Genomic DNA, 17,751 nt, shown 5'->3' with positions numbered 1-17,751 from the left:
AATAGCTCTATTGGCGAAAATACGGGCTGTCCAATAAGTCCTTTTTGGAAAGCTCAACTTCCACTTTAAGAAGCTGTACGATGTGGAAGGCCTGCGGTCATGGGACTGCCCACGTACTCCTCGCCAGAGGAGGATCTGTCATTCAAACGCCGAGAGCTGCGAGATGCGAGCTGCGACGAGCTAGGCGAAACCTGCGAAACGGCATGTATTTGCTCGTTTCTGGCCCCATGAAGGTGAAATGCCTGCCAGCGTGCAGGTATTTCACCTTCATTTCTCCTTAACGGCCGATTTCCCCAAAAATTCATGCATGATCGCAGGAATGTCACCATTATGGCGTCGTGTAACCGAAATTCATGCACATTCGCAGGCTTCTGACTCCGTCGCGCTGCCTTCTAAACACTTGGAGAAGAGGTGTCCAGAAAGTTGGCTGATGATTTCAGAGTCCAACTAAGTAAGTCCCCTTGAAAAGATGCTTACAATCCCACTTTTTAGTGGTTTGGAGGCATCTTTTCACATTATTTGGGATTGATGGTTGACAATCATAGTTGCCTGGAATATAGTTGTTGTGACAACTATAAGTTGAGTTTTGATCAAGCATATTTTTGACAAAGGAAGATGATGATGACGTTAAACGGCAGTGGATTGGATCGATCGGCAGGCTTTGTGATGGGAGTGACTTACCGCAAGTTATCAGGTCTTCTGCAGAGCCGGTTGAAGGAGTACGATATTACGCCTGAGCAGTGGTCGATCCTCTATCATATCGATCAGGCGGAGGGGCTTATACAGAAGGAGCTTGCCGAACGCACCTTCAAGGACAAGCCGACAACAACCCGGATACTGGATCAGTTGGAGAACAAGGGGCTGGTTTATAAGAAAGCCGGAGAGAAGGATCGGCGCTCATTCCTTGTCTATATAACAGAGAAGGGAAAGTCGCTGATGCAGGTAACGACCCCGATAGAGGGCCAGGTTATCGACATCATTAAGGAATGTGTCTCTGAGGAAGAATATGAGCTGCTTCTGCAGCTGCTGTTCCGGATTAATCAACATGTGAGTGAACGAACAGACGGAGAATAGGAGAGAGACCCATGCAGCATCATGACCCATCAACCAGACTATGGACCCTATCTTTTATTTCTTTGACGTTATGCTCTTTTTTGTTATTTTTGAATTTGCAAATGCTGCTGTCCGCATTTCCCTCTTATGTGAAGAACGAGCTGTCCGGCAGTGATTTGAGCGTCAGTCTTGTCATTAGCGTCTTCGCGGTTTCTGCCATGCTGACCCGTTTCTTAACCGCTGGGTTGATGCGCAGGCTGAACCGGAATGTCATTCTGCTTGTCGGGGTTGCGGCAATGGCAGCGATAACAGGCATTCATACAATAGCCCATTCTGTAGAGTCATTGCTTGTTATGCGGATTTGCTACGGTGTCAGCTTCGGGATGGCGAGCACGGTTATACCGACACTCGTATCACAGATTATTCCACGAGCCAGAATGGGAGAGGGCATCGGGTATTTCGGGCTGTCCTCAAGCCTGGCGATGTCCATCGGGCCGATGATCGGGCTTAATGTCATGAAGCAATCAGGTTTTGGCATGCTTTCTGTGATCAGTGCGGCAACCGTGTTGCTAATATTCCCGATCATGCTCATCTCCCGCTCCATTCCACCAATCCCGGTGAAGGAGGCGAATGCGGGCGCCAGAGCTGCGGCGGTATCAACTGCCACTACTCCATCTTTCAGCTCAAGGCTGCTTTTCCCTGCCCTGTTGAATGTTATTCTATCGGTTACCTATAGCGGGTTGCTGAGCTTTATTGCCCTTTATGGCGAGTCGGTACATTTGGAGCAGGTTGGTTTGTTCTTCCTGTTCAATGCGGTCACGATTATTATCATCCGTCCGATCTCAGGCAAAATATTCGACAGCAGAGGGCATGGCGCCGTTCTCCTTCCTGCTGCGTTATGTGTCATTGCGAGCTTGCTGGTGCTCTCGTATGCGGCTGACCTGCCGATGCTTATTGTATCTGCGCTCTTGTACGGGCTTGGCTTTGGTGCGATCCAGCCTACCCTTCAAGCGTGGATGCTCAGGTTGGTTCCGCAGGAGCAGCATGGCACCGTGAACAGTCTGTTCTACAACTCTACGGATCTGGGTGTAGCGGGCGGAGCCTTGATTCTTGGAGCGATCTCCACAGTGACCGGCTATGCAGCGATGTATCGTTATGCGGCAGAATTTATGGTTGTGTTCCTGCTCTTATATGTCGGTGTCCGCTACTTTTCAGCCAGACAGGCCAGAAAAGCTGAACTGGCTGCTTAAATAATTAAATCATACTTGACATGTCGGAATTATAGGTTTATGGTTAGTAAAACATTTTTATCTCGGGGCAAATGCAGTTGAGGCATGGTCTAATAGTAGTCAATATCCGGCTGATCGGACAACCGAAGGCTCACGCATTCTTTCTTTCAGGAGGAGTGCGCGAGCTTTTTTTTGTGCCTTTTCTGCGGGATTGCGGTAGTAACTAAAAGCCGGGGAGTGAAGGTAATGGGACATCCGACCATATATCCGACTGGAGCAACGGTATACAATCCAGATAAAGCATGGAGCGGCTACACGGGGCGAGGGCGCGGCATGTGTTGCCTCAATTGAAGAACAACCGGATAAAAGCTAAAACATGCGCTATGCCGGGGCTGAGAGGCTGTTGTACTCTCATATGCCCTGGCATGGCGCATTTTTAGGTGGAAATACATCGAGATAGAGATGAATCCAGAGATAGTTTGCTATCGTACAGTATCGTGAGGATTCATTGTTGCAAAATTTGTCGAAAACGTTATTGTAACCCTTTTGTAAGCGCTTTATAATAGTAGTGATTGTTCAAATTAGGATAGAGATAGTGTTGGAGATTGGGGGAGTTTTAATGAAAGAAATGCACGTTGGTGATCGACCACGATTCCGGTTCGGATTGAAGATGTATATAAGTTTAGTTGGTCTTACGATTCTATCGTTGATCAGTACAGGCGTATCGACAGCTGCTCCCTACTCGAGAACGGAAGTAATGGACGGACAGAATAATTTTACAGCTGCTGAGTATTTCGATACTTCGAATACAAATGTGCATTTTGCGCATCTTTCATGGGACAGTACTTATATCTACTTTGGGTTTTCGGGTATTGATATAGGGTCTAATGACGCAACGAAATGGCTGATGATGTATATCGGCGGGGCGGGAGGAACGACGACGGGCCAAACTTATCTCTCGCAGCAGCCTCAGCTTCCGTTTAGTGCAAAGTATCATTTTAAATGGAAAGCAGGGGGGGACTATCATAGAAGCGTCTCCACGAACAGCGGCAGTACGTGGAGCCAGGCCTCTTGGAGCGCGGCATGGGCAGCAGACAGCACCACGATGAACCACAATGGAACATTCATTGAATATAAAATTAAACGAAGTGATCTCGGCAATCCTCTCACTTTGCAGCTATTGATGTTTATGCTGGACGAACAGTCGGGCAGTGAGTGGACCTGGGCTTCTGTTCCCAGCAACTCTATTACGGCTAATATGTATGATCCTGATTTTACTACTTTTTATGAGTTTGATCTCAGCTCCAGCTCTTCATCGAGGAAGCAGGTGGTTGACTACACGTTTGCTGCTTCAGCGGTGAACGCGACAACGAGCAATTTTACATTCAAGGCCTCAGCCGGTGCGACGAATGTCAAGATTCAGCAGTCAACCAATGGGGGTTCAACCTGGACGGACTCGACGACAGCAAGTGCATTGTCTGCCAGCTCGACATCGGCGACGGTTACGGGGCTGACACCGAATACGTCGTATAAGTTCCGATTAGCGGTAACGGGAGGAGCGAATGCGGGCGGCTCGGCTATTGTGAATGTGACGACTATATCACCAGTGCCCGTAAACAATTTCACATCTGCAGCGGTAACGGGGGATTCAGCCAGCTTTACATGGGGTGCAGCAACGGGAGCGACTTCGCTGGCGATTGAGAAATCGACCAATGGCGGAACGACATGGACGGCTGCTTCTACTTCGAGCGTATTAAATCCAGGGGATACAAGTGCGACGGTGACAGGGCTTAATCCAACAACAAGCTATACGTTCCGGCTTGTTGTTACAGGGGGAGACAGGGCGGGCAATTCCAATACGGCAGCTGTGACGACGACAACGCCCGTGAGCAGCTTCGCCTCAACAGGGAAGACGTCAACGACTGTAGATGTTGGCTGGAGCGTAGTAAGCGGAGCTTCGTCGCTGGCGATAGAAAAGTCCAGTGATGGAGGCGTGGTGTGGAGCGCGGCGACGACATCGGGTGCGCTTGGTGGCAGCTCGACATCGGCGACGGTGACGGGATTGAGTGCGAATACGAGTTATACGTTCCGCTTGGTCGTCACGGGCGGAGCGAATGCCGGGAACTCGAATACGGTGGCGGTGACGACACTGACCGTCCCGGTGAGTAACTTTGCATCGACGGGCAAGACGTCGACGAGTGCAGACTTTGGCTGGAGCGCAGTAAGCGGGGCCTCATCGCTGGCGATAGAAAAGTCCAGTGATGGAGGCGTTGTGTGGAGCGCGGCAACGACATCGGGTGCGCTTGGTGGCAGCTCGACATCGGCGACGGTGACGGGATTGAGTGCGAATACGAGTTATACGTTCCGCTTGGTCGTCACTGGTGGGGCGAATGCGGGGAACTCGAATACGGTAGCGGTGACGACGTTGTCCGTCCCGGTGAGTGACTTTGCATCGATGGGCAAGACGTCGACGAGTGTGGACTTTGGCTGGAGCGCAGTAAGCGGGGCCTCATCGCTGGCGATAGAAAAGTCCAGTGATGGAGGCGTTGTGTGGAGCGCGGCGACGACATCGGGTGCGCTTGGTGGGAGCTCGACATCTGCGACGGTGACGGGATTGAGTGCGAATACGAGTTATACGTTCCGCTTGGTCGTCACTAGTGGAGCGAACGCGGGGAACTCGAATACGGTCGCGGTGACGACGTTGTCTGTGCCGGTGAGCGACTTTGCATCGACGGGCAAGACGTCGACGACAGCGGACTTCGGCTGGAGTGTAGTAAGTGGAGCCTCGTCACTGGCGATTGAGAAGTCGACCGATGGAGGGACAACGTGGGGTGCAGCGACGACATCGGGTGCACTTAGTGGCAGCTCAACATCGGCGACAGTGACAGGATTGAGTGCGAATACGAGTTATATGTTCCGGTTGATCGTAACAGGCGGAGCGAATGCGGGGAACTCGAATACGGTAGCGGTGACGACGTTGTCTGTGCCGGTGAGCGACTTTGCATCGACGGGCAAGACATCGACGACAGCGGACTTCGGCTGGAGTGTAGTAAGTGGAGCCTCGTCACTGGCGATTGAGCAGTCGACCGATGGAGGGACAACGTGGAGTGCAGCAACGACATCGGGTGCGCTTGGTGGAAGTGATACAGGTTCAACGGTGACGGGCCTGAGTGCGAATACAAGTTATACGTTTCGTTTGGTTGTTGTTGGCGGAGCGAATGCGGGAAATTCGAATGCGGTAGCAGTGACGACATTGTCGGTTCCAGTAAGCGACTTTGCAACGACGGGAAAGACATCGACGACAGCGGATTTTGGTTGGAGTGCAGTAAGCGGAGCCTCATCGCTGGTGATCGAGCAGTCGACCGATGGAGGAATAACGTGGGGTGCAGCAACGACATCGGGTGCACTCGCAGGTAGCTCAACATCGGCGACAGTGACGGGCCTGAGCGCGAATATAAATTATTCCTTCCGCTTAGTCGTCACTGGTGGAGCGAATGCGGGAAATTCGAATGCGGTGGCGGTGACGACATTGCCGGTTCCAGTAAGCGACTTCGCATCGACGGGAAAGACATCGACGACAGCGGACTTTGACTGGAGTGCAGTAAGTGGAGCCTCGTCGCTGGCGATTGAGCAGTCGACCGATGGAGGGACAACGTGGAGTGCAGCAACGACATCGGGTGCGCTTGGTGGAAGTGATACGAGTGCAACGGTGACAGGTTTAAGTGCGAATACGAGCTATTCGTTCCGCTTGGTCGTAACAGGCGGAGCGAATGCGGGAAATTCGAATGCGGTAGCGTTAACGACGCTGTCTGTTCCAGTGAGTGACTTTTCATCGATGGGTAAGACGTCAGCGACAGCGGACTTTGGCTGGAGTGTAGTAAGTGGAGCGACATCGTTAGCAATCGAACAGTCGACCGATGGAGGAACGACGTGGGGTGCAGCAACGACATCGGGTGCACTTGGTGGAAGTGATACGAGTGCAACGGTAACAGGCCTGAGTGCGAATACAAGTTATACGTTCCGCTTGGTTGTTATTGGCGGAGCGAATGCGGGAAATTCGAATGCGGTAGCAGTGACGACATTGTCGGTTCCAGTAAGCGACTTTGCAACGACGGGAAAGACGTCAGCGACAGCGGACTTTGGCTGGAGTGTAGTAAGTGGAGCGACTTCGTTAGCAATCGAACAGTCGACCGATGGAGGAACGACGTGGGGTGCAGCAACGACATCGGGTGTACTTGGTGGAAGTGATACGAGTGCAACGGTGACAGGCCTGAGTGCGAATACGAGCTATACATTCCGTTTGGTCGTAACAGGCGGAGCGAATGCGGGGGACTCGAATGCGGTAGCGGTGACGACGCTGTCCGTCCCGGTGAGTGATTTTGCAACGACGGGAAAGACATCGACGACAGCAGATTTTGGTTGGAGTGCAGTAAGCGGAGCCTCGTCGCTGGCGATTGAGCAGTCGAGCGATGGAGGGACAACTTGGAGTGCGGCAACGACATCGGGTGCACTCGTAGATAGCTCAACATCGGCGACAGTGACGGGCCTGAGTGCGAATACAAATTATACGTTCCGCTTGGTCGTAACAGGCGGAGGGAATGCAGGGAATTCGAATACGGTAGCGGTGACGACGCTGTCTGTTCCAGTGAGTGACTTTTCATCGATGGGTAAGACGTCAGCGACAGCGGACTTCGGCTGGAGTGCAGTAAGTGGAGCCTCGTCGCTGGCGATCGAGCAGTCCACCGATGGAGGAACGACGTGGGGTGCAGCAACGACATCGGGTGTACTTGGTGGAAGTGATACGAGTGCAACAGTAACAGGACTGAATGCGAATACGAGCTATACGTTCCGTTTGGTCGTAACAGGCGGAGCGAATGCGGGGAACTCGAATGCGGTAGCGGTGACGACATTGTCTGTTCCAGTAAGCGACTTTGCAACGACGGGAAAGACGTCAGCGACAGCGGACTTTGGCTGGAGTGTAGTAAGTGGAGCGACATCGTTAGCAATCGAACAGTCGACCGATGGAGGAACGACGTGGGGTGCAGCAACGACATCGGGTGCACTTGGTGGAAGTGATACGAGTGCAACGGTAACAGGCCTGAGTGCGAATACAAGTTATACGTTCCGCTTGGTTGTTATTGGCGGAGCGAATGCGGGAAATTCGAATGCGGTAGCAGTGACGACGTTGTCGGTTCCAGTAAGCGACTTTGCAACGACGGGAAAGACATCGACGACAGCGGATTTTGGTTGGAGCGCAGTAAGTGGAGCCTCGTTGCTGGCGATTGAGCAATCGACCGATGGAGGGACAACGTGGAGTGCGGCAACGACATCGGGTGCACTCGCAGGTAGCTCAACATCGGCGACAGTGACGGGCCTGAATGCGAATACAAGTTATACGTTCCGCTTGGTCGTAACAGGCGGAGGGAATGCAGGGAATTCGAATACGGTAGCGGTGACGACGTTGTCGGTTCCAGTGAGTGATTTTTCATCGATGGGTAAGACGTCAGCGACAGCGGACTTTGGCTGGAGTGTAGTAAGTGGAGCGACTTCGTTAGCAATCGAACAGTCGACGGATGGAGGAACGACGTGGGGTGCAGCAACGACATCGGGTGCACTTGCAGGTAGCTCAACATCGGCGACAGTGACGGGCCTGAGTGCGAATACAAATTATACGTTCCGCTTGGTCGTAACAGGCGGAGCGAATGCAGGGAATTCGAATACAGTAGCGGTGACGACGTTGTCCGTTCCGGTAAGCGACTTCGCATCGACGGGAAAGACATCGACGACGGCAGACTTTGGCTGGAGCGCAGTCAGCGGAGCCACGTCGCTGGCGATTGAGCAGTCGACCGATGGAGGGACAACGTGGAGTGCAGCGACGACATCGGGTGCACTTGGTGGAAGTGATACGAGTGCAACGGTGACAGGTTTAAGTGCGAATACGAGCTATTCGTTCCGTTTGGTCGTAACAGGCGGAGCGAATGCGGGGAACTCGAATGCGGTAGCGGTGACGACGCTGTCCGTCCCGGTGAGTGATTTTGCAACGGCGGGAAAGACATCGGCGACAGCGGATTTTGGTTGGAGTGCAGTAAGTGGAGCCTCGTTGCTGGCGATCGAGCAGTCGACCGATGGAGGGACAACGTGGAGTGCAGCGACGACATCGGGTGTACTTGGTGGAAGTGATACGAGTGCAACGGTGACAGGTTTAAGTGCGAATACGAGCTATTCGTTCCGTTTGGTCATCACTGGCGGAGCGAATGCGGGAAATTCGAATGCGGTAGCGGTGACGACGTTGTCGGTTCCAGTAAGCGACTTTGCAACGACGGGAAAGACATCGACGACAGCGGACTTTGGCTGGAGTGCAGTAAGTGGAGCCACGTCGCTGGCAATTGAGCAGTCGACCGATGGAGGAACGACGTGGAGTACGTCGACGACATCAGGTGCACTTGGTGGAAGTGATACGAGTGCGACAGTGACAGGCCTGAGTGCGAATACGAGCTACATGTTCCGCATAACCGCAACAGGAGGAGCGAACGCGGGTATCTCGAACACGGTGTCGGTAACGACTCCAACGATCCCAATCCCTGGTCCTGTAGCAATAAGTGACTTCACATCAACGGGTCAAACGCCGACGACAGCGAGCTTCAGTTGGAGCGCAGCAAGCGGGGCAACAGCGCTGGCAATTGAACAGTCCACCGATGGTGGAGCGACATGGAGCGCGGCAGCGTCAGCGAGCCCAATCACGGCAAGCGACACGACCACAACAATAACAGGCTTGAGCGCAAATACCAGCTACATGTTCCGCATAACCGCAACAGGAGGAGCGAACGCGGGTATCTCGAACACGGTGTCGGTAACGACTCCAACGACTCCAATCCCTGGTCCTGTAGCAATAAGTGACTTCACATCAACTGGTCAAACGCCGACGACAGCGAGCTTCAGTTGGAGCGCAGCAAGCGGGGCAACAGCGCTGGCAATTGAACTGTCCACCGATGGTGGAGCGACATGGAGCGCGGCAGCGTCAGCGAGCCCAATCACGGCAAGCGACACGACCACAACAATAACAGGCTTGAGCGCAAATACCAGCTACATGTTCCGCATAATCGCAACAGGAGGAGCAAACGCGGGTATCTCGAACACGGTGTCGGTAACGACTCCAACGATCCCAATCCCTGGTCCTGTAGCAATAAGTGACTTCACATCAACTGGCCAAACGCCGACAACAGCGAGCTTCAGTTGGAGCGCAGCAAGCGGGGCAACAGCGCTGGCAATTGAACAGTCCACCGATGGTGGAACGACATGGAGCGCGGCAGCGCCAGCGAGCCCAATCACGGCAAGCGACACGACCACAACAGTAACGGGCTTGAGCGCAAATACGAGCTACATGTTCCGCATAACCGCAACAGGAGGAGCGAACGCGGGTATCTCGAACATGGTGTCGGTAACGACTTCAATGACTCCAATCCCTGGTTCTGTGGCAATAAGTGACTTCACATCAACGGGTCAAACGCCGACGACAGCGAGCTTCAGTTGGAGCGCAGCAAGCGGGGCAACAGCGCTGGCAATTGAACAGTCCACTGATGGTGGAGCGACATGGAGCGCGTCAGCGCCAGCGAGCCCAATCACGGCAAGTGACACGACCACAACAGTAACGGGCTTGAGCGCAAATACGAGCTACATGTTCCGCATAATCGCAACAGGAGGAGCGAACGCGGGTATCTCGAACACGGTGTCGGTAACGACTCCAACGATCCCAATCCCTGGTCCTGTAGCAATAAGTGACTTCACATCAACTGGAAAAACGGCAGCGACAGCGAGCTTTAACTGGAGCATAGCCAGCGGAGCAGCATCAGCAGGGATTGAACTGTCGCTCGATGGAGGAGTGACGTGGAGCGCAGCAGCGACAGCAAGCCCAATTTCAGCAAGTGACACAAGCGCAACGGCAACGGGGTTGAATGCCAGTACTAGTTATTTGTTCCGGCTCGTAATTGCTGGAGGAGCGAACGCAGGGGCGTCTAATATTGTGACTGTAACGACGGCGTCCGGCACGAATGGCAACCCCGGAGGTGGCGGTCCCATCGGCCCGGTAGTTATTGCTCCGTTTCCAGGCCCGATCCCGGAGAACGATTGTTCAGTGGTAGCCGATAGCAATAACATCCTGGTCAAGGGCTGTCTGAATAAAGAGCTTGATATCGTAAAAGCGACGGTAGACGATACTAGCTTGAATAACAAGCTGAATTCAATATTGCACAATATGGGCAGCAAGGACGAACTGTTCTTTAAAATGGAGCAAACGGCAGGGCAGTACCAAATCTCCCTTCCGCTCTCATCTATTAAAAATATGCAGGAGCACGGCATCGATCTTGTCTTTACTTTTAACGATCGGGTATACAGGGTTCCATCTGAGTTGTTGAACTTGGATGCCAGCGGACAAGCATCTCTGCCTTCCGATTCTTCAATTGTCTTTACTTCCCGGATGTTAAATGGGGAGGAAAAAAGCCGATTGATACGATTGGCCCAGCAGCAAGGGCTCGAAATTCTTGCGGATTTCTCTGCATTCACTATCGCGGTAAACACGGGTTCAAATGCGAGCAGCATACCGGTCGATTTTGTTGATTTTGGAAAATCAGCCATCGAGCTGACTGTACCGATCAACAATGCGAATAAAGTAACGGGTGTTGTCTATCTGCCGAATGGAAAACTGGCATTTGCTCCCTATCTCCAAACCGGCAAAGAATCCGGCCAATTGATGATGTTTGCAGGCGGGATCTACGGGCTGGCGAAGTATGAAAAAACGTTCGATGATATTCGCAACAGATGGTCGCAGCAGGATATTGAAGTGCTGGCTTCCAAGCTGATCGTTCAAGGAAAAACAGCGAATCTGTTTGATCCTCAGGCTCCCATTACAAGAGCCGAATTTGCAACGCTGCTCGTCAGATTAACGGGTGTAAAATTGGCAGAGGGCAACGTGCCGCTGTTCAGTGATGTATCCGCGAATGCTTGGTATGCCTCTTACGTTGAAGCGGCATTTGATCTTGGAATTGTAACCGGTTATGAGGACGGAACGTTCCAACCGAATAAAAGCATCACTCGGGAAGAAATGGCCGCCATGATTTCGAGGCTGATGGTCCAAATGAAAGTCAGCGGGCCAGATGAAGATCCTGCAGCTGCTGAAGATGTGCTGGCACAGTTTGCGGATAGAGAGAAGATAAGCGGCTATGCTGGGCAAGCAGTAACTAAATTGGTAAGTGAGGGCATTATGAAGGGGGATTCCAACGGCTCCTTCCAGCCTCAGCACCAAACGACCCGCGAACAAGCGGCTGCAGTCGTACGGAGATTTTTGCAATACGTGAAATATATCAACTAGCGGAAATTATGTTGCAGTATGTGGGGGGATGGCCTATAGCTATTTGATGAGGCGGCTCTTTCGAATGAAAAGACCAATCGGAAATCTCCGGTTGGTCTTCTTTGTCGTTGTCGGTTATGGATTAAGGAGCTTATCGGAAGTCTCGCTATTATTTAATGAAGCCCTTGCCGCCCACAGGTATAAGCCGAATCTGCTCAACGCCAGCGATAAGAGGTTTTGCGCGCTGGATCATCATGATTGTACTTTCCAATTCAAGTGATGCTGCGTGGGCCTCTTCATTCCGCCAAATCTCGTTCACCCATATAGTATCTGCTTCATTCTCTGCAAGATGAACGATATATAAATCGCAACCTTCCACCTCCTTCGTCATTTCCGCAGCTTCGAGCAGAATTTGTGCCAGTTCGTCACATTTGCCATCCTGAGCGGTGAATTTGACGGATACAGCAAATTTATTCATTTTTTGTTTACCTCCTATACTGAATGGTTAATTTAGTATACACAAACTTCACTGACAGAACAGGTCAACGTATGTAAATAATATTCAGAACATTCTCATTCGAAGGGGAAGACCTTATGTGTAAGCGATGAATTTTTTATTTGGTTGGAATTTTTAATAGTCACCCAGAATATTACAGAGGTTTTTTGGGATAATTTCTCGAATTATAAGCACAAAATCTATTATTTGGGAGGCGTTATATTTGTTTTTGCGTAAATGTAGTGGAATTACTGCGGCGGTACTTATTGCATCGACGGTGTTGGCATCCTCGGCCTGGGCGGCACAGGAGGGTGGCAAATCCGGTATAATCAGCAGCACACCAATCTATATGAACGGGGAGATACTCCAGCTTAACTCTGATCCTGTGACGGTGAACGGCACGATTTATTTGCCGCTTAGGGAAGTATCCGGGTTGTTTGGTTTGCAGGTGGAGTGGAAGCCGGCTGAGAAAGCGGTGTATATAACGACGGGATCAGGAGCAGCCGTTGCTGATAGATCGCAAGAAGTAAACGGTAATTCAACGGCCGGTTCGAAAATTCAGGGTACGGCAGGCGGAGATATTTATATCGACGGCAAGAAATCCAATTTAGTAGATGGATCGGGAAAGACGATTCAATCGATCCTATTTAATGATGCTGTCTATTTGCCGATTAGAGGCATTTCCCAAGCGTTGGGACTCGATATCACTTGGGACACTGCAGCCAAGAAAGTAGATATCAAGAAGAAAGCTGCAGCTCAAGGTGAACCGGGGCCGCAAGGTCCGAAGGGCGATAAAGGTGATACCGGAGCTCAGGGGCCTAAAGGCGACAAGGGCGATACCGGTGCTCAGGGTGCATCAGGTTCGTCTGGCTCGCAAGGCTCCAAGGGAGATACAGGAGCTGCCGGTCCCAAAGGCGATACGGGATCGCAGGGAGCTGAAGGCCCGGCTGGAGCAACGGGCTCAGCAGGCGCACAAGGCCCAGCGGGACCGCAAGGTCCGGCAGGTCCGGCGGGTGCACCAGGCGCTATGGGGCCACAAGGCCCGGCGGGAACACCAGGTCTGATGGGAACACCTGGACCAGCAGGCGCGCAAGGTCCTGCGGGACCAATAGGCCCCCAAGGTCCTCAAGGCCCAGCCGGATCGTCAGGTATTCCTTCAGCCTTTGCAAGCAACTCTGGCGGAATAATTGCAGTTGTGTTGGGTGGAACCAATATCCCGCTCTCTAATGGTCAAAATCTGGACCCGGCAGCTTTCACAATTAATGGGAGCAATGACACCATTACGATAACGGAGGCAGGAAAATATTATATTTCCTACTCCGTCAATACGACTGCGGGATTACTGGTTAATACGGGATTAGTTATTAATGGCGCGCCTTATTCTGCAAGTCAAATATTGCCTATGTCGAGTCAGTCACAGTTCAGTGCCAGCGTTATTGTAGACCTTACAGCGGGAAGTACAGTTAATCTGCAGCTGTTCGGCTTATTGGGCGCAGCTGTTCTGCAGTCGGGTCAAGGCGCTGCAGTCACGATTATGAAGGTCGGCTAGCCGATTCAGGAGGTATGGAGCTGGATGCTCGAACCCTCATGAGACAAGCACAGAGATCATCCTTCCGGGCAAAGCAAGAAACTCCGAAACTGCTATACTAGCGGTCTCGGAGTTTTTTTGCATTCCCTATTGTATGATCGTAAGAATGATATCATAGTCGCAGTGGCTGCTGCATATGCAGCGCTCAGGGAGCTGAATTATACCTCGGCATCGAAATTAACGATGTGCTGCGGACGCTGGCTTAATCGGATTTCGCGGGGCGGCTCCTCGCCGCCTCAGCTCTATTCTTCTTTCAGCTTATTTATTTCATCTTGTATGAGTTTGGCTTGAATAGCGTTATTGCGCCCGGTAGCACTGTCGCCACCGTCAGTAATGCCTATCACATTACCGCTGCTATCAATTAACACTCCGCCGGAAGAGCCGTGGTCAATAGCGGCATCATGTGTGATATTATTTCCGTTGATTGCTAATACATTTCCTTCGCTTAAAGTGAATTTTGTGCCCGGATACCCCAATGCATACACTATATCACCCTTTTTCGGCTTGTTTGTATTTAACTTCAATCCAGTGAAACCGGGTAATTTAAAGGCTGCCAAATCGGCTTTCTTATTAATGAATACTGCTTCCGATTTATCAAAGTACAGGTAGACCATCCTCCCCAAATCAACATGAATTCTTGATGTCGCGCCGTCTTCTATCAGATGCCAGTTCGTAACCAAATATTCTTGGGTGATGAATGCGGAACCTGTACCAGCCTGTCTGCCCTGCATATCTACTACACGAACCAATCCTACGTCTTTTCCGATCTTGTTGAGCTGAGCTAATGTAAGCTCTTGTGCTGGCTTAGCGGGTACGATACTCGCAATCTGCTTCGAATCATCCCAATTCACTTGAGCTCCTAAGGCTTCTGCTACGGCTCTGAGGGGAAGCATCGTCGTGCCATTGATTAGTTGACCGGGAACCTTGGATTGAACCTCTTTCCCATTAACCTTCACTTTGACAATCTCCCGACCTTTGTACAGGCCGTTGATCGCACTAGCCGCATAAGCAGTTCCGGACATCAGCATGAGGGCAAAAATACCGATTAATAGCTTCTTCTTCACTTGAAATCTCCTTAATAGTAAGATCGTTCCATTGTAAATTAAACGTTACATTTTTGCACCCTATTTATGTGCCGTTGGCATGCTATAATTGAATAATTACCCTGAATTTAGAAAAAGTTCGTTTATGCCGCTCTATACCGGACTATATCTCTGAAAGAGGACTCTTATATATGCAAGGAGGAGAATGAGCCATTGCGCAAAACTTATGATGTCATTGTTGTTGGAGCTGGCTCCATGGGGATGAGCGCAGGCTATGAGCTGGCGTCCCGCGGCTATAAAACTCTGCTGATCGATGCTTTCGATCCGCCGCATACGATGGGCAGCCATCATGGCGAGCCACGGCTGATCCGGCATGCGTATAGCGGAGGCGAAACCTATATTCGAATGGCGATTAGAGCCGATGAACGCTGGCGTGAATTGGAGCATTTGAGCGGCATGAAGCTTCTGGAACGTTCCGGTGTGCTGAATATGGCGGATCCCGCCTTTTACAATTACGAGAGCCGGATTGAGGAAGCGCGGGCGCTTGGCGTGAGGGTGGAGCAGCTCTCGGCTGCAGACATCAACAGCCGTTATCCGGGCATTCAATTGCCGGATTTCTTTCAAGGCATGTACGAGCCTGATGCGGGCTACCTATACAGCGAGAGATGCATAGCCGCCTACAGGGGGCTGGCGATTAAAGCTGGCGCGGAGCTGCTGGCAGATAGCTTCGTTACCGGCATAACGGCAGATAAGTCGGGTGTTACGGTACGAACCAGAGATGCTTCGTTTGCCGCAGGACAGGTCATCGTAACTGTAGGCGCCTGGTTTAGCTTGCTGGAGCCGAAAGTGTCGCTGCCGATCCGGGCGGTGCGCAAAGTGGTGGGGTGGTTCGAGGCCGATTCATCCGTTTATGGTGCTGGTGTATTTCCCGGTTTTATATGGGGAGGAGCGGAGGGCGGATATTACGGCTTTCCGAGCATTGAGGGAGCAGGGCTGAAGATTGGCAGGCATGATGGGGGTGTAGAATGGCGTCCTGGTGAGCCTCTCGCCCCTTTCGGCACCTATCCCGAGGACGAGGAGGATCTGCGCCGGGCGCTTGAGTCGTTTGTCCCCGGAGCGGGTGGCAAGCTGCTGCGAAGTGCAGTATGCAAATACGAGCTTACACCGGATGAGCATTTCATTATTGACACGCATCCCGAGCATGAGAATGTGCTGCTGGCAGGCGGGTTTTCCGGGCACGGCTTCAAATTCGCGAGTGTTGTGGGCGAGATATTGGGGGATCGTGTCGAGCGCAAGGATACGGGGCATGATTGGAGTCTTTTTGCGTTGAATCGGTTACTCCATAAATGAGCAGCGCCGCCTTGACGGAACATGCAGCAATCGAGAAGAAATGTTTTCTATTATTTTGTGCTAAAATAAGCAGTGTCTAAGATATGCCAATCTATGCACTACGGCATGTGGCGTTAATAAGAGAGGAGCAAGAACGCGTGAAAACTGATCATGAATCCCATCCCAAGGGTGGGACTTTCGGGAGCAAAGGAAATTTTGTAGTTATTATGGTGATGATTCTGGGTGTGTTCGTCGCTATTCTGAATGAGACACTCCTAAATGTCGCCCTGTCCAAAATTATGGCGGACATCGGCATATCCCCGGCAACGGCTCAATGGCTGACAACCGGATATCTGCTCGTTATTGGCGTGCTTATACCGGTTACAGCATTTCTGATCCAGCGTTTCAGCACCAGAAGCTTGTTTCTGACGGCAATGGGGCTGTTTACAGTCGGTACCTTTATAGCTGCTATCGCCCCTGGCTTCGCAGCGCTTCTAATCGGAAGAGTGCTTCAAGCCGCTGGTACGGGGCTGCTGTTTCCGCTGCTCACCAATGTCGTATTCGCCATGGTTCCGATACAGAACCGGGGCTCGGCAATGGGGACAATCGGTATTGTAATTACATTCGCACCCGCTATCGGCCCTACACTATCCGGAATTATTGTGGAGCATTTCAGCTGGCGGGTTCTCTTCTTCAGCGTGCTGCCGGTTGCGCTGTTTGTCATCGGCTTTGCTGTTGTGAAGCTCAAGAATGTGACAGAAACGACGAAGCCGAGAATCGATCTTCTATCCCTTCTACTATCGACCTGCGGATTCGGAGGAATCGTATACGGCTTCAGTAGTGCAGGGGAAGGGCATGGAGGATGGTCCAGCGGAATGGTGCTCATACCGATGGCAGTTGGCGTTGTTTCCCTGGTGCTGTTCACATGGAGACAATTATCGATTCCCGAGCCGCTGCTGGATCTCAGAACATTTGCATTTCGTGTATTCAGATTGTCGACGATTATTATGATGGTCGTCATGATGGCGATGTTCTCCGCTATGATGCTGCTGCCGATCTTTCTGCAGAACGCGCTGGGCTACACCCCGCTCAAAGCAGGTCTTGTTATGCTGCCTGGGGGCATCGTGATGGGGATTATGTCGCCTATCACGGGCCGGTTATTTGATAAATTTGGGGCCAAATGGCTGGCTGTTATCGGCCTGGCGCTCATGGCCAACACGCTATGGCAATTTGCATATATTACGATGGACACATCCTACAGCATGATTATGATTCTGAACACGCTGCTGATGCTGGGCATTTCCATGATTATGATGCCGGTTATGACCAATGCGCTGAACGAGCTTCCTCCACAGCTATACGCGCATGGCACGGCCATTATCAGCACGCTTCAACAGGTGTCGGGCGCGATTGGAACTGCGCTGCTTGTAGCGATTATGACGAATGGCTCCAGTAGATTCCTGGAGAATGAGCAAGGCAACTATGAAGCATCCCTTCTAAAAATACTTTCACTCATTGCCGGGATGAAAAGCGCATTCCTGCTTGCATTCGGCCTGGTTGCGGCCGCATGGGTGGTTTCGTTTATGCTGAAACGGGCAGTTCCGCCGGAAGCAGAGCCTGGGATGGAAGGCAAGCGGGTATCCGCACATTAGTAAGGAATGGTTATAGAA

Annotated in this window: 8 protein-coding genes; 6 read left to right on the top strand and 2 right to left on the bottom strand. The window is 51.7% G+C overall.

Going from position 1 to position 17,751, the window contains the following annotated elements:
• The first annotated feature begins 615 nt into the window (after positions 1-615).
• The 3 genes from K0T92_RS17035 to K0T92_RS17025 all read left to right on the top strand — a co-directional run bounded on the left by K0T92_RS17035 (position 616) and on the right by K0T92_RS17025 (position 11,646).
• Complete coding sequence (locus tag K0T92_RS17035; protein WP_343223732.1) at positions 616-1,074, top strand: MarR family winged helix-turn-helix transcriptional regulator; 459 nt, start codon at positions 616-618, stop codon at positions 1,072-1,074.
• 11 nt (positions 1,075-1,085) lie between these two features.
• Positions 1,086-2,303, top strand: coding sequence for an MFS transporter (locus K0T92_RS17030; protein WP_219873676.1), 1,218 nt, complete (start codon positions 1,086-1,088; stop codon positions 2,301-2,303).
• Between the two features lie 598 nt (positions 2,304-2,901).
• Positions 2,902-11,646 carry an S-layer homology domain-containing protein gene (locus K0T92_RS17025; RefSeq protein ID WP_219873675.1) on the top strand — a complete coding sequence of 2,915 codons (8,745 nt, stop codon included), beginning with the start codon at positions 2,902-2,904 and terminating at the stop codon, positions 11,644-11,646.
• A gap of 148 nt (positions 11,647-11,794) precedes the next feature.
• Here the strand turns inward: K0T92_RS17025 and K0T92_RS17020 are convergent, their stop codons facing one another.
• Complete coding sequence (locus K0T92_RS17020) at positions 11,795-12,103, bottom strand: putative quinol monooxygenase (RefSeq protein WP_219873674.1); 309 nt, start codon at positions 12,101-12,103, stop codon at positions 11,795-11,797.
• A gap of 241 nt (positions 12,104-12,344) precedes the next feature.
• On the opposite strand from K0T92_RS17020, the gene K0T92_RS17015 reads away from it, so the two are divergent.
• Complete coding sequence (locus K0T92_RS17015) at positions 12,345-13,670, top strand: BclA C-terminal domain-containing protein (protein ID WP_219873673.1); 1,326 nt, start codon at positions 12,345-12,347, stop codon at positions 13,668-13,670.
• Positions 13,671-13,951: 281 nt separating this feature from the next.
• On the opposite strand, the gene K0T92_RS17010 is transcribed toward K0T92_RS17015, so the two are convergent.
• Entirely contained in the window at positions 13,952-14,773 is an 822-nt protein-coding gene (locus tag K0T92_RS17010) for a trypsin-like peptidase domain-containing protein (protein ID WP_219873672.1), read from the bottom strand.
• Between the two features lie 192 nt (positions 14,774-14,965).
• Here K0T92_RS17010 and solA point away from each other — a divergent pair, with 192 nt between their 5' ends.
• Positions 14,966-16,102 carry an N-methyl-L-tryptophan oxidase gene (gene solA, locus K0T92_RS17005; protein ID WP_281423160.1) on the top strand — a complete coding sequence of 379 codons (1,137 nt, stop codon included), beginning with the start codon at positions 14,966-14,968 and terminating at the stop codon, positions 16,100-16,102.
• Between the two features lie 137 nt (positions 16,103-16,239).
• Positions 16,240-17,733, top strand: coding sequence for an MDR family MFS transporter (locus K0T92_RS17000; RefSeq protein ID WP_343223731.1), 1,494 nt, complete (start codon positions 16,240-16,242; stop codon positions 17,731-17,733).
• Positions 17,734-17,751: the final 18 nt, after the last annotated feature.

It is taken from the genome of Paenibacillus oenotherae (genome assembly GCF_019443105.1).
In the GTDB taxonomy this organism is placed as follows: domain Bacteria; phylum Bacillota; class Bacilli; order Paenibacillales; family Paenibacillaceae; genus Paenibacillus_Z; species Paenibacillus_Z oenotherae.
Note: the sequence above shows the minus strand (reverse complement) of the source record. Positions and strands in the feature narration are given on the sequence as shown.

Coding starts and splice junctions, on each gene's coding strand:
- K0T92_RS17025 (WP_219873675.1), top strand. CDS start 2,902: ATGAAAGAAATGCACGTTGGTGATCGACCACGATTCCGGTTCGGATTG.
- K0T92_RS17020 (WP_219873674.1), bottom strand. CDS start 12,103: ATGAATAAATTTGCTGTATCCGTCAAATTCACCGCTCAGGATGGCAAA.
- K0T92_RS17035 (WP_343223732.1), top strand. CDS start 616: ATGATGATGACGTTAAACGGCAGTGGATTGGATCGATCGGCAGGCTTT.
- K0T92_RS17030 (WP_219873676.1), top strand. CDS start 1,086: ATGCAGCATCATGACCCATCAACCAGACTATGGACCCTATCTTTTATT.